The following is a 14,540-nucleotide window of genomic DNA, read 5'->3' on the forward strand; positions in this document are numbered from 1 at the left end:
ATGTTTCTATGAACTTTCTTAAAAAAAGCTAGAAAGCGCGATAGACATACTGGTTTTCTGGTGCTTCAATCGTCTTCTCTTGGTCTGCTACCACCATCGGCAAGTCTCGTTTGAAGGGTTGATAGTACTTCGATTGGATCGTCCCTTCCACGTGGAGCCACTGGTTATTTTCTGCAGTCGCTTGCTGCGGCAATTCCACCCGTAAACCGAAAACGCCTGAATCAGCCACACAATGGATAATGCCAAAACGAAACAAAAAGATTTCATTGGCATCATCTTGATCTGCATGGTACACAAATCCATCATAGGTGATTTTCTTACCAATGAATTCACTCGGGTACGTATAGATCAACTCCATGACTTCCAAGTAATTTTCTTCCGTTACCGCAATCGTCTCATCTTTGGCGTAACGTGCCAAGGCTGCATCCATCTGAGTGTCATAATCTTCTTTGTTAAAATAAAGACTTGTATCGGGTTTCAGATATTGGGTCGTCATTTCTGGATCCCCCACAGATTCTTCACTTAGGGGGAAATTAAACCCTTTTGCTTCAACGATCGTCGTATCCAAGCTAACGGTGGGAAAAAAGAGACCCACGATGATCGGTAAGGCTAATAGAAAATACGCAATCACTCGTTGGTATTTTTTCTCTAATCCATGCTGGTGCTCGTCGTCATGATGATGCTCGGGCTCTTGTTTGACCCAAAAGTACAGCTGGACCAAAGCCAACAATAAAGAAATGATCATAGATAAAATAGCGAGATAGCGATAATGAATGTTGATAAACTGATTGAGTTTGCCCGTCACTTGCAAATACATCATTAATTCAAAATAGCCTGATAAGATCAAAAAACGAATCATTCTTTACACCACCCATGCATAAATTGAAACGACGATTGCGACTAAACCAACCAGAGAAGCGATAAAACGCCCCGAAAAGTACCGCTTCATCATCAACAGGTTTTTAATATCTACCATTGGACCAAAAACCAGGAAACCGACGACTGGTCCAGTGCCGAATAAACTCAACAACGAAGAGCCGATAAAGGCATCTGCTTCGGAACATAGGGATAATGTCAGTGCCAACAGCAGCATGACGAAAACCGCTAACAGCTTCGTGGAGCCTAATGTCAGCATCAAGCCAGTTGGCAGATAGGTCTGCATCGCTGAGGCGATCAACGCACCAATGATCAAATAACGCCCAGTATCGAAAAACTCATCCAAACTATGCTGTAGCAAATGACGAATCTGCCGAAGAAGCGGATGACTGGTCTTTTCTGTTTGATGGTGGGCGTGATCATGCCCATGATGGTGTGGGTGAGCTACTTGCTCATTCCCGCCACTTAATTGATTGGCAAGCCGTGTTTTTAAGACCTCTTGTTTGTTAAAATACGCCAGCCAGATCCCCACGACCATTGCGACCAATAAGCTGCCCAGTACACGCAAAAAGGCGAACTTCGCGGAATTTCCAAAGGCAATGAATGTCGAAAAAATCACGATAGGATTGATGATCGGTGCAGTCAGCATAAAGGCAAACGCCGTATACACTGGCACTTCTTTTTTTACGAACTGATTAACGATCGGTACGATCCCACACTCGCAGGAAGGAAAAAAGACCCCCAGGCCACAACCAACAGTGATCGATGCCAATTTGTTTTTTGGTAAGAGTCTCGTGACTCTTTCTGGCGTCAAGAAGACTTGTAAAGCACCTGATATCAAGCAGCCCAATAGGACAAAGGGCAAGGCTTCAATGACGATAGATAAAAAAATAACACTCATTTGCAGGACAGAATTCGGTAATGCCTGAAACATAACTTTAACCTTCTTTATCAATAAATTCGAAACGCTGGAATTACTATACGTTTTTTCCTTTTTTTATACAACGTTTTTTTTAAAGCAGTCTGTTTTTTTAATCGTTGCTTTAGATTTTCCTTATCTTTAAATCCTTCTTGTTCACCTAAATGATCAGCAACTATCAGATATTTTGACTTTTCCTCAAGAACAGCGTACATTTTCCATGGAGGAATGACTTATGCAAAAAAATCAACCGATCCAAGAGAGGCTCGCCCAACATCCGTTGGCACTACTCTATCTCTCTCAACCAAATTGCAGTATTTGTGTTGCGGACAAACCACGCATCCAAACACTGGCACAAACCCAACAACTCCCACTATTTACCATCAACACGCTGACAGAGCCAGAAGCAGCCAGTTTATTTTCGGTCTTGACGGTTCCCGTCGTCCTCTTGTTCGCAAATGGGAAAGAAGTGCATCGCGAAGCCCGCATCATCGATTTCACACGTTTGACTCAACAAATCTTGCGGTATCAAGAAGCACTCACAAGCGTTGAAGAGCAAGATTCTTACGAATCACTTTTTGACCAGTTAGACGAGTAAGTTCAGTGAATGAAAGCAAAAAACAGCTGTCAGATCCTTGTATATACTACGATCTGGCAGCTGTTTTGCTGGTTCCTATTTATGTGATGCGATTATTCGCTTAGTGATGGTTCTTCTACTGGTTCTTCATGGGACAAGACGTTGCCTGAATGCAAGAAATAAATCAATGTTTGCAATTCATTGGTTAAGTCAACGTTTTGAATCAGCACGCCTTTTGGTGCAGTGATCCGTGCAGGTGTAAAGTTCAAGATTCCTTTAATGCCAGCTTTCACAAGCTCGTTCACTAAATCTTGTGAATGTTGTGCGGGAACCGTCAAAATAGCCACATCGATCTGCTGGATCTTCACTTGTTCCTTCATGTCATCCATTGGATAGACCGGCACACCATCTACGATTCGACCAACTAGATCTTCATTGACATCAAATGCAGCACTGATCCGAATGCTGTTGCTTTGGTGAAATTTGTATTTCAACAAGGCGCTCCCCAAGTTTCCGACACCGACTAAAGCTACATTCGTCATGTGGTCTTCGTTCAATGTCTTCGCAAAGAACTGCATCAAGCTTTCAACGTCATAGCCATAGCCGCGTTTTCCTAATTCACCAAAGTAGGAAAAGTCGCGGCGGATCGTCGCACTATCAACTTGAACAGCTTCACTTAGTTCGGTCGAAGAAACTTTTAATTTGCCAGCTTGGTGCAAAATACGCAAGTAACGATAATATAAAGGCAATCGCTTCGCTGTTGCCTTTGGAATTTGATGATCTTTCAAAGAATACTCCCCCATTGTGAAAAATTCACTTGTGATGAAGCTATCATAACAAATACATTGTTCAAAAATCAATTTGAATGCTCATAATTTGAAATATAAATTTTATAATGGTAAAATCAAACTTTTTCCCAATCGCCGTTTCCCCTAAAATATGATAGACTTGTAGTATTGTAACCTTGATACAGACAAGTTTCTTAAAGATAGGAATGACATACACATGATTTTATTACAAGCCAACCAAATCGCCCGTCTTTTCGGAGCCGAGGTTTTATTTGAAAATATCCAATTAGAGATTGCCAGCAATTCCCGAATCGCGCTTGTTGGGCGCAACGGTGCTGGTAAATCAACGCTGCTGAAAATTATTGCTGGACTCGAAAGTCCTGATAAAGGAACGATCGCTAAAAACAAGACCGCTACGATGGGCTACTTAGCTCAAGATACCGGACTTGCTAGTCAGGCCACCGTTTGGGAAGAAATGCTAGGAGCTTTTGCAACGGTTCGACAGATGGAGCAGCGCATGCGTACCTTAGAGATCGCCATCTCCGAAGCAGATCCTGCTGCTGACTCTGGCAATCTTCTGAAAGAATACGATCAATTGCAACATGAATTTGCAGAAAAAAACGGCTATGGCTATGAAAATGAAATTCGCTCCGTCTTGCACGGTTTTCAGTTTGATCCTTCTTTTTACACACAGCCGATCGATACCCTTTCCGGTGGTCAAAAAACCCGCTTGGCATTAGCAAAAATGCTGCTGCAAAAACCTGATATCTTGATCCTCGATGAGCCGACCAACCATTTAGACATCGAAACGTTATCTTGGTTGGAAAACTATCTACAAGGATATGCCGGTGCGTTGCTGATCGTTTCCCATGACCGTTACTTCTTAGACAAAGTTGTCAACGAAGTCTACGAACTGAGTCGGCAAAAAATGCGCCACTACAAAGGCAATTACAGCCGCTATTTGACCTTGAAAGCTGAACAGCTGCAAAGCGAATGGAAAGCCTTTGAAAAGCAGCAAGAAGAAATCAATAAACTGGAAGACTTTGTTGCCCGCAACCTTGTCCGTGCCTCTACCACCAAACGCGCGCAAAGTCGCCGTAAGCAATTAGAGAAAATGGACCGGTTGGATCGCCCGCAAGGAGATGAAAAATCCGCCCACTTCCTTTTTTCCATTGAAAAACCTTCAGGAAATGTTGTGATGCAAGTAGAAAATGCCGCTATCGGTTATTCTGAAGAAGAAGTTTTATCGGCGCCCATCGACTTAGATGTTCGTCGCAAAGATGCGATCGCTTTAGTGGGGCCGAATGGGATCGGCAAGTCAACCTTACTGAAATCGCTGATTCATAAAATCCCCTTTATTCAAGGAAAGGTGCATTTTGGCGCCAATGTTTCAATCGGGTACTATGACCAAACTCAATCCGATCTGCACTCAACAAAAACGATCCTCCATGAGCTTTGGGATGACCACAGTACCACACCTGAAGTCGAGATTCGCAATATATTAGGCAGCTTCTTATTTTCGGGAGAAGATGTTGAAAAGCCGATCACGCTGTTAAGCGGTGGCGAAAAAGCCCGTGTCGCTTTGGCAAAATTAGCCATGGACCATGACAATTTCTTGATTTTGGATGAGCCAACCAACCATTTAGACATCGACAGCAAAGAAGTCTTAGAAAATGCCCTGATCGATTATGAAGGCACGTTGTTCTTCGTATCTCATGACCGCTACTTTATCAATCGAATCGCCACCAAGGTCGTGGAACTGTCTGAAAACGGCAGCAAGCTCTATCTAGGCGATTACGATTATTATTTAGAAAAGAAACAAGAAGAAGCTGAGATCGCAGCAATGTTGGAAGCAAAAACAACCGAAACCACCATCTCAGCGGGCAAGCAAAACTTTGTCCAAAGCAAAGAACAGCAAAAAGCCGTTAGAACCTTACAGCGAAAAGTCGCCCAAATCGAAGAAGAGCTTGCCACGATAGAAGAAACGATCCAGCAACTGGAACAAGACATGACCGCACCAGAAGCGTTGAATGATCATGTAAAATTGACCGCGTTGAATCAAGCGTTAGAACAAGCCCGCACTGAACAAGAAGCCCTATTAGAAGCATGGGAACATACTAGCTTAGAACTAGAGGCATTTGAAAGTTGATCGTGGAATCGGTCTGTAGGCCGATGACAAGCTCCCCCTCCTTTGTTTTACTTAAAAGAACAGGATGAATACGTACGATTCGTAAAACAAGGAGGGAAAAATGCAAAAACAGACAGATGTTTATCGAAAGCGTCGGCCAATGATTGTTTTAGCAGGATTGGTGTTGATTTGGATAGGGTTCAATCGAATCTCTCATCACGTGTTGTACGGAGAGTTGTCCGAACACGTGCACACCGTCGTTGCCTATGATGAGAGTTATGACGACGAATATATTTACTCTCAAGCTATTTTTAGTGAAGATATCAATGCTTACTTAGGGGAAATGGACATCACAACACCGATTTTCCTGCAGACGAACGAAGAATGGGCCGATAGATCCTATGGCAATGACGGCAGCCAAACCTTAGCAGAAAACGGCTGTGCGATCGCTTCTCTTGCGATGGTTCAATCCTATCTTGAAGGCTATTACATTACGCCACCGGAAGTCCTTGATTGGGCAGGAGATCATTATTACGTTGACGGCCAAGGAACGGACTGGCGGATTTTTTCTGACTTTGCCGATGCAAACGGCTACAACTATTATGATCTTAGTACTGACCTAGCTAGCGTTGAAGCCTACTTGCAACAAAATCATCCCGTCATCGTTTCTATGACCCCAGGGGAATTTACAGATGGCGGCCATATCATGGTCTTAGGTGGAATGATGGGCGATCAAGTGTTTGTCTTAGATCCCAATGATGATCCGGAAAAATCCCACTACGCTACTTACTACACACTAGATGAAATCGCTGATCAAAGCTTACGCTTTTGGACCTTCAGCTGATTGTTCGAAAAAAGTCCCATTGTGGGGCTTTTTTCTTTGTCGTCCCGAAAGCAGCAACTGGATCTTACTTTTTTAATAAAAAAACCCTTTTTTCTCCCCTTGGGAATCCGCTTTCTATTATAATGGAAGAAAGAAAGGTGTGAAGTCTATGAAAATCGGTATCCCCAAAGAAATCAAGAACAATGAAAATCGTGTGGCATTGCCGCCCTCCGGAGTCTATGAGTTAGTCCAAGACGGACACGAAGTCTTCGTTGAACAAGGCGCTGGTGCAGGATCAACCTTTTCTGATCAAGCGTATCAGGAAGTCGGCGCTACGATTGCTACCGTTGAAGAGGTTTGGGCCTCTGAATTGGTTATGAAAGTCAAAGAACCTTTACCAGAAGAATACCCCTTTTTGCATGAGGGACTGGTTTTATTCACCTATTTCCACGTAGCCGCCAATCAACAGCTTGCTCAAGCGTTGATCGACAGCAAAGTGATCGCTGTTGCTTATGAGAACGTCCAGCTGGCGAACGGCACCCTGCCTTTACTGTCTCCCATGAGTGAGATCGCTGGAAGAATGTCTGTTCAAATTGGCGCGCAATTTCTCGAAAAAATTTATGGCGGAAAAGGGATCCTGCTTTCGGGTGTTCCCGGCGTCCGTCAAGGTCGGGTAACGATCATTGGTGGTGGCGTTGCCGGCGAGAATGCCGCGAGAGTCGCCGTAGGTCTAGGCGCACAAGTGACAATTTTAGACGTTTCAATCCCACGCTTACAAGAGCTGGATCGACAATTTTCTGGTCAAGTCCAAACTTTGTATTCCAATCGTTTGAATATCGAGCGAACGATCCAATCCGCAGACTTGGTGGTAGGAGCCGTTTTATTGCCAGGACAAAAAGCCCCGTGCTTAGTGACCCGCGACATGGTGAAACAGATGCCTGAAAAATCCGTGATCGTCGATATTGCCATTGACCAAGGCGGAATTTTCGAGACCGAAGACAAAGTCACCACCCACGACGAGCCAACCTATATCCGGGAAGAAGTCATTCACTATGCAGTGGCGAATATGCCGGGTGCTGTGCCGCAAACGGCAACCATCGCATTGAGCATTGCCACATTACCGTATGCCCAGCAGCTAGCGAAAGACCCTTTAGCAGCGTTGCGAGAAAACGAGGCCCTTGCCAAAGGGGTCATCGCCTATGAGGGCGCATTTACTTCAAAAGAAGCCGCTCATGATCTGTCATTGCCTTTTACCGATCTATCGGAGTTGATTTGAGCCACTCTCCCACAATAAAACCAGCAGCCGCACAAGTAATTCGCGGCTGCTGGTTTGCTTTCTATGAGAATTTCCTTTTTTGGGTAGCATGGGCTTTGGAAGTATGCTATATTCATACTTAAAAAAAATTCGACCTAGACAGGAGGAACACTGTGCTTACTCAACAACAAATCCAAGCATTTCCCAAAGTAGAACTTCATTGCCATCTCGACGGTTCCATTCGTCCAGAAACATTGATCGCCATCGCCAATCAGCAAGAGCTTCCCATCGCTCAAGACATCGAAGCTGTGAAAGCACAGATGCAAGCCCCCAAAGATTGTCATGACCTGAGGGATTATCTTAGCTGCTTTGATTTCGTTCGGCCGTATTTGCAAACACAAGAAGCGTTAGCAGCTGCTGCCTATGACGTGATGGAACAAGCCGCTCAAGATGGGGTCGCTTATATTGAGATCCGCTTTGCCCCCAGCTTATCGATGGACAAAGGACTCACTTGCAGCCAGACCATCCAAGCCGTGATCGAAGGCATCGCACGAGCAGAAAAACGCTACCCAATCAAAGGCAATGTTTTGGTCATTGGGATGCGTCAAGAAGACCTACCAGCTATTACGGCGATTTTTGATGAAGCGATCGCTCTTACCGATGAAAAAGTAGTCGGTATTGATCTAGCAGGTCCAGAAGAAGACGGGTACGTCCCTGATTTAGCTGCTAGCTATCAAGTGTTCCTCAAGAACCAAAGTGTCCAGCTGACCTTACATGCAGGCGAATGCGGCTGTGTGCAAAACATTTATCAAGCTATCGAAAGCGGTGCGCAGCGGATTGGCCACGGCATCGCCTTAAAAGGAGATCACACTGCCCAAGCGTTTGTTCGAGAACAAACGCGCTGTATCGAAGGCTGTCCTACCAGCAATGTTCATACTCGTGCGATTCCCACATACTCGGCATACCCATTAAGAGAATGGCTAGAAGCCAAGGTCCCTTTTTGTTTGAATACCGATAACCGAACGGTCTCAAACACGACATTGACCAATGAATACCTGCAAATGGCTCATCATTGCAACATGACCGAATCAGAGATGCGCTTCTTAAACGTAACTGCCGCTCAGCATTCCTTTGCGGAAGCTTCCGACAAAGCGGTACTCTTGAAAAAAATTCAAGAATGGCAATTCTAATAAATATGGACGCTAGTGATCCCCACTGGCGTCCATGTTTATTTCCAAAACGATCAACTTTCTTTCCTTTATGCAAAGAAGAGCCGATCGATCCTTGTTAACCCCAAGGCATCGATTTCTAAAAGAGCTCTTTCGTAAATTTCTGTATTCGTGAAAGCCGCACTCTCGTGGGCATCGATCCCAATAATACAAGAGCAGCCGACTTCCTTAGCGATCTTCCAAAATTCAGGATGCGGATAGCCACCATTCGTATAGCCCGCCAAATTATACTCCAATGGCAGCTGATACTCTTTGGCTTTTTCACATAAGCGGTAGGCAACTTCTTCGCAATGAGAATCGAAGGTTTTATAGCCCCGCATGAACACATCTGGATGTGCCATATAAGCAAAAATTTCTGATTCGATCCCTTGTAAAGAAACACGGAGATAATCTTTGATCGCTTTTACCGAATCCCCGGGTGTATGGTCGTAATAGTGATTGCTTTCGATTTCAGGAAAATGATTGCCAAAAATCAAATAGTCGATCGACAGCTTTTCTTTCTCCGCAACTAACCAAGGGATCATTGTTTCAAAATATTCACACTCTAATCCTAATTTCACATCGATTTGTCCTTGATACTTTTCCCGTAAGCTTTTCACCGATGAAACGTAATCTTCCAATTGCGCAACATCCATCCGCATAGGCGAGACATACCCATCCTCAAAGGGCCAGGGACAATGATCAGCGAAGCCGATTTCCTTAAAGCCAGCTTGGATGGCTTTGATCACATAGTCTTCATCAGAATCCCGTGCATGTTTGCATCGAGTTGTGTGGGTATGATAGTTTGCTTTCCACATGGTTAATCACTCCTTCATATTACATTTAGGTTAATTTGTTCTTGTGATCACATTTTAGGTACGCTCTTCTTAAGGCGTTATCCTTCAAGCCGTTCGCTATTTTACAGAATCTTTTGTAAACGGAACCATTTTTTCGAAAAAATAGTACTAGCTATCAACACCTATCACTTAGCAACTTCCTCATTCTGGATTTATTCCAGTCCATTTCATTATAGAATTGCGGCTATCCCAAGACAATCAAAAGAAAGCTGCAAACGGTTGCTTCTTTTCCCATCACTTCCATTGAGTCGTTTCTCTTGGGACAAATGAATTTTTCAAGAGGACGTGTCTTGGTGCGGTTTTGTCTCCTTGTACCTCTTGAAAAAGTAGCTGGGTCGTCCAATCCACCATCTCCTCTAAAGGTCGTGCGATGGACGAAAGCAAAGGGCTAGTACAAAGACAAACATTGGTGTTTTCATAACCAATCACCTGAATCGCTTCACCAATCTTTTTATCCAGTGAATGAAGGGAACGTAAAGCACAGGCTGCCAAAAAATCGCTTGCCGCAAAAATGCCATCGATAGAAGGCCATTGATGAAAAAGTTGATCAAAGGATGTTTGCGTGACATTTACAAAATCGAGTATGACCTCGTGAACATGGATCTCTGGGTATTGGTCCATCACTTGATAAAAACCAGCTGATTTTTCTTGAACGGAATGTAATGTCTTTGGTCCATTAACGAAGAGGATCTCGCGACAACGATTTTGGATTAAGATCTGTGCTACCAACTGTCCACCTGAGGTATTATCCGCAGAAACGGAGGATACTTCATCGCTAAGGACTCTACCCACACTCACTAGAGGTAATTTGAGAACCTTTTGCAACAATGGACCTTGCGTACAAAGATTGGTACATAAGATCAACCCATCAATATTATTTGCGAGAAACAAGTTCAAAAAATAGGCTTCTCTTTCAGGATTTCCTTGTGTGGTACCAATCATCAAACTATAGCCTTTCTCAATCAGTTGCGACTCGATTCGGGTAATAAATTGATTATAAAAATCATTTTTCAAATCATAGATCAGCAAGCCGATCATCTTTGAGGAATTGTAATAAAAGGACCGTGCTAATTCATTTGGTACATAATCAAGTGTTTGAATTGCTTCTAGCACAATCTGCTTTGTTTCTTCATTGACATATTTTCTGTTATTGATCACTCGTGAGACGGTGGTCACAGATACATTGGCAAGTTTTGCCACGTCTTGCATGTTTGCCATTGGTCCCTCCTTTCTCTCTTTTACATGTCTCGTAAATATTAAATCCTTTTCCATTTGATCTATTATCCGAATGCAACATTCCAAAACGCTTTCTTTTTATTCTATAATAGCAAACCTTACCTTACATTTTCTATTTTTATGAAAATAAAAAAGCTGTTTAGATGAAATCTCACCATAAACAACTTTTCTATGCTAGATAAAAGTTTGCATTAATGTCAGCGTCTTTGAAGAAAACAAGAAAATCACTCCCGTGTTCTCTTAAACAATCATTTACACAAGCACCCAGCTAATTTTTTAAATCTAAGCCTTCAATCAACGCCACCGCACGATCGATCCCAGCGTCTTTTGTTTCTTCTAACACCACGTAACAGTATGGCTTGTGTTTGATCAGAAGCTGTAAAATTTCTGGATACCGTATTTGTCCTTCACCTAACGGGACAGGGATCACTTCTTCTCTCGAGAGTTGAAAATCCTTTAGGTGCAAGCAGACGATTTTCTCGCCAAAAAGAGTAAACGCTTCTTCTACCAATGCAACTTGATCAGCAGCCGTTTTTGCGGTGATCAAATTCGTTGGATCGTAAATGATCCCTAGATAATCAGAAGGAACACGTTCAATCAGCTCGGCGATGCGCTGATTCGAATACAACGGATGATTCATTCCTGCTTCGATCCCTACCATGGTTTTATGTTTTTCTCCTACTCGAACGAGTCGCTGGATCACATGGATCAAGTCTTCAAAAACCTCATCCGAAAAATTCTCTTCGCTATATCCCAGCGCGGCAATGACTGAGCCTGTTTCTGAAGCCACCATGCTGGCACCAAAATAACGGGCATGGAATAAGTAGCGCTCAAATTTCTGTAAGATTTTCTCTCGTTCCTCTGGTTCGGGATGAATCAAGTTACTATAACAACTTAACAAAGCGATTTGAACGCCTTGTTCTTGGAATTCATTCTTGAAGAAGGTCCCCATACCTGGACTCATTTTTTCAGGAGCACTTAGGTCTGGAAAAGACGCATTCAAGGCAAACTGAACGTTTCTTATTTTCTTTGCTCCTACCGCTTGTGCTAGCTGCTTGGGTGTATATTCTCCTGAGAGGTCATGCCCTCGGATGGCTAAATGAATCATCTGACTCCTCGCTTTCTACTGTTTTTTCCCATTCAATAATCAAATTTTCATAAGGTTCTAGCCTATGGTTACCCCGCGCCAGCGCTTCACCTGATAAGCGTTCGAAACCGGGGAGATGTAAGGTAAAGTCAGCTGTCGTCATCCCTAAGTTACTGATCCAGAGTTGGACATGGGTCGCTGACTCTCGGCGATACTTCATCACACCTTCCGAACATTTGATCAACAGGCGCTCTGATTCATAAGGGAAAAGTTCTTTGTGACAAAACGACTGCCATATCAAACTGTCTGGTAAATTGCTAGGTAGCGCACCTAAATAGATGATCTCTCCTTGAGCCAGTTGTTTCTTAGCTAGTAGCGTTTGGTCATTCCCTCGTCCGATCGTTTCCCAATCTTCTGGGCAATGAAAAACTGTGACCAAATGATCCAAAGGTTCTTTTAGGCCGTCATAGGTTAGCTGATAAGTCAGTCCTTTCACCGTAAACTGCTGGATTTGGTCAAACCCGAGCCATTCTCCTAAACGATCTAAGCCATTCGTCGCTGGCCACGCTAGCTCTTTTGTCCGATCCCCCGTCATCGGGCCTAAAATCAGCTTGCCTCCTGCTTCAGTAAAGGCGGCAAATTTTTTCAGCAAGGTAGGACTGATCCAACGAACAAATGGGGCAAGAACAACATCATACTCTTCTAACGGACTATTTTCTTGAATGATTTCTACACGAATCCCTTGGCGAATCAGACTGCCGTAAAATTCGGTAAACAGGCTGCGATAATCATAAATACCCCCATGATCGATCGTGTAAAAGCGTTTCGAGTAGTCCGAGTAGATGATGGCTATTTTTGCAGATACATACTTCGTTTCCGCTAAAAGTGGTGCGATCTGTTGTCTTAGTTCGCCAATCCGAACTACCTCTTCATACCCACGATCTGGCTCTCCCCAAGCAGTTAACACGGCGCTATGGGGTTGCTCCACACCATAGCGATGTCCACGAAAATGCCAAAAACAGAAGGATTTCAAATGACCAGCATAGCCAATGAACGCTTCACTTGTGACAAACCCATGAGGACGAGGTGCCGCATAGTTTTCAATATGACCGGCATTGGCGGTACAAGTTTCTAACAATAACATTTCCTTGTTGCGCGGTTTGACATTCCGCCAACGATCCAAGTTCATGGTATACGCTGGATAGTTGTCTGCCGGTGCATACGTATCAAAACCGGCAATATCTAAATCAGCAAATAGCTCATCATTTTGCAAGTTAAACCCAAAAGCGGAGTTATGGGTAATGGGTAACGCGGTCTCCATTCGGATAAAATGACAAAGATCATGCGCAAACTCATTCAACGTATCGGTGGTAAAGCGGCGAAAGGCATTCATCAGGGAAGAATTATGCAAAAACGGGGTCGTTAGTGGCAAGACGACATCCTCAAATGCGTCATACCACTCACTCCACACCTTCGTGCCCCAACACTCGTTGAGGTTGGTCACGGATTGATAGTTGTCTTTTAAATACGTATGCCAACGCGTTTGGCACGTCGTACAGTAACATAGATCGACATGACATTTAAACTCATTGTCCAATTGCAACATAACGACATTTTCATGTTTTTCGGCAATCTCAGCGATTTTTCTCGTCAAACGATAGGCATAGCGGCGAAAGTCCTCGTTGTTGGTACAGACATGCTGTCTTGAGCCGTGATGCATCTTCGTTCCATCTTGGTTAGTGACCAATGCTTCTGGGTACTGTTTTGTAAACCAGCGGGGCGGAGTTGGCGTTGGAATACATAAGCAAACATCGATGCCATTTGCTTGGTACTGTTCTAGCGCACGTTCCAACAACGCAAAATCATATTCTCCAGGTTGAGGCTCCAAGTCACGCCACATGAATTCCCCAATTCTAGCAAAATTCATGCCCAACGTTTTCATCGTGTGACTATCACTTTGCATGATTTCTTCCGACCAGACTTCTGGATACATGCAGGCGCCGTAATAAATATCAGGAAACAGTGGTTGCTCATGGAAAAACGCCTGTAAACGAATCGCTACATAGCGAGCGATCATATGCGCCCCGACCTTTGAAAAGTGGGTATCATCTGCGAGACCTGCAGGATAATTGGGGTGCTCATCCGGTGCTAACCAAACAAAGAGCGCTTTGGAAGCTTCTAGTCCTAATGTGTCATAATAATGATAGGTATAGCGATTTAAATCAAACAAATCCACTTCTTCCGTTCGACTAAGTTCTCTTAAGACAGGTAAAAATGCTGACAACGTATGCGCCAGTCGTCCCTCTTCCCCTACACGTCGTTCAACAGGTGCACACAGGATAGGAATTCCTGCTTTTTCTTTGATTTGACGGATCATGTCTGTCAAATGAGCAATGTACGCCTCCATCGTGACATGATTTTTCTCTTTTTGGTCATTATGTCCAAATTGCAGTAGGACGACTGTATTCGGTTCGACTTCTTGCAGGAGTTGCTCAAACAACCCTTCTTCGATAAACGAACGAGTCGTACTGCCGTTTTTCGCAAAATTGTGTACGTCTACTTCTGGGGACAGATAGCTTGGTAAAGCTTGTCCCCAGCCCATCATTGGCTGTTGATCAAGGGGATAATCCGCCACGGTTGAATCTCCGCCTAGAACGATTTTCATTTCTTTTCTTCCTCCATCTATTTACTATCAGATTTCCAACAACTTCGACAAGTCCACTGGTTTTCTTGCTGAACTTAAGCTGTATTAGAAATCGCTTTCTTTTCTATTATACAAAACATTT

Annotated in this window: 12 protein-coding genes; 5 read left to right on the forward strand and 7 right to left on the reverse strand. The window is 43.7% G+C overall.

Annotated features, from left to right (window positions below; translation table 11 throughout):
• Positions 1 to 28: 28 nt before the first annotated feature.
• A complete protein-coding gene (locus tag IGK63_RS12250) occupies positions 29 to 859 on the reverse strand; it encodes a TIGR03943 family putative permease subunit (protein WP_008380795.1) in 831 nt (276 codons plus the stop codon).
• Positions 860 to 862: 3 nt separating this feature from the next.
• Positions 863 to 1,810, reverse strand: a complete 948-nt coding sequence (locus IGK63_RS12255; protein ID WP_008380792.1) for a permease — start codon at positions 1,808 to 1,810, stop codon at positions 863 to 865.
• A 220-nt stretch (positions 1,811 to 2,030) separates the two neighbouring features.
• Between IGK63_RS12255 and IGK63_RS12260 the strand changes: the two genes are divergently transcribed.
• Positions 2,031 to 2,393 (forward strand): thioredoxin family protein, encoded by a 363-nt coding sequence (locus tag IGK63_RS12260; RefSeq protein ID WP_008380790.1) that lies wholly within the window; start codon positions 2,031 to 2,033, stop codon positions 2,391 to 2,393.
• Positions 2,394 to 2,485: 92 nt separating this feature from the next.
• Here the strand turns inward: IGK63_RS12260 and IGK63_RS12265 are convergent, their stop codons facing one another.
• Positions 2,486 to 3,160, reverse strand: a complete 675-nt coding sequence (locus IGK63_RS12265) for a redox-sensing transcriptional repressor Rex (RefSeq protein WP_005228549.1) — start codon at positions 3,158 to 3,160, stop codon at positions 2,486 to 2,488.
• Positions 3,161 to 3,377: 217 nt separating this feature from the next.
• Here IGK63_RS12265 and IGK63_RS12270 point away from each other — a divergent pair, with 217 nt between their 5' ends.
• From IGK63_RS12270 to add, 4 genes are all read left to right on the forward strand, one after another.
• Entirely contained in the window at positions 3,378 to 5,309 is a 1,932-nt protein-coding gene (locus IGK63_RS12270; RefSeq protein WP_008380786.1) for an ABC-F family ATP-binding cassette domain-containing protein, read from the forward strand.
• Positions 5,310 to 5,409: 100 nt separating this feature from the next.
• Positions 5,410 to 6,132: a C39 family peptidase gene (locus IGK63_RS12275; protein WP_008380783.1), complete on the forward strand. Its 723-nt coding sequence runs from the start codon at positions 5,410 to 5,412 to the stop codon at positions 6,130 to 6,132.
• 148 nt (positions 6,133 to 6,280) lie between these two features.
• Positions 6,281 to 7,387: an alanine dehydrogenase gene (gene ald / locus IGK63_RS12280; RefSeq protein WP_016612688.1), complete on the forward strand. Its 1,107-nt coding sequence runs from the start codon at positions 6,281 to 6,283 to the stop codon at positions 7,385 to 7,387.
• A gap of 152 nt (positions 7,388 to 7,539) precedes the next feature.
• Positions 7,540 to 8,556 (forward strand): adenosine deaminase, encoded by a 1,017-nt coding sequence (gene add / locus IGK63_RS12285; RefSeq protein WP_016612689.1) that lies wholly within the window; start codon positions 7,540 to 7,542, stop codon positions 8,554 to 8,556.
• 68 nt (positions 8,557 to 8,624) lie between these two features.
• Here the strand turns inward: add and IGK63_RS12290 are convergent, their stop codons facing one another.
• The 4 genes from IGK63_RS12290 to IGK63_RS12305 form a co-directional block, all read right to left on the reverse strand.
• Entirely contained in the window at positions 8,625 to 9,392 is a 768-nt protein-coding gene (locus tag IGK63_RS12290; RefSeq protein ID WP_008380776.1) for a histidinol-phosphatase, read from the reverse strand.
• A 273-nt stretch (positions 9,393 to 9,665) separates the two neighbouring features.
• The gene (locus tag IGK63_RS12295; RefSeq protein WP_429972515.1) at positions 9,666 to 10,649 is read right to left on the reverse strand and encodes a LacI family DNA-binding transcriptional regulator; all 984 of its coding nucleotides are present in this window, start codon (positions 10,647 to 10,649) and stop codon (positions 9,666 to 9,668) included.
• A gap of 286 nt (positions 10,650 to 10,935) precedes the next feature.
• Positions 10,936 to 11,775 carry a sugar phosphate isomerase/epimerase family protein gene (locus IGK63_RS12300; RefSeq protein WP_008380772.1) on the reverse strand — a complete coding sequence of 280 codons (840 nt, stop codon included), beginning with the start codon at positions 11,773 to 11,775 and terminating at the stop codon, positions 10,936 to 10,938.
• On the reverse strand, positions 11,747 to 14,419 hold the full coding sequence (locus IGK63_RS12305) for a beta-galactosidase (protein WP_016612691.1): 2,673 nt from the start codon (positions 14,417 to 14,419) through the stop codon (positions 11,747 to 11,749). The genes IGK63_RS12300 and IGK63_RS12305 overlap by 29 nt, the downstream gene beginning before the upstream one ends.
• Positions 14,420 to 14,540 lie beyond the last annotated feature (121 nt).

Source organism: Enterococcus sp. AZ040, assembly GCF_050499185.1.
Classification (GTDB): Bacteria; Bacillota; Bacilli; order Lactobacillales; family Enterococcaceae; genus Enterococcus_D; species Enterococcus_D entomosocium.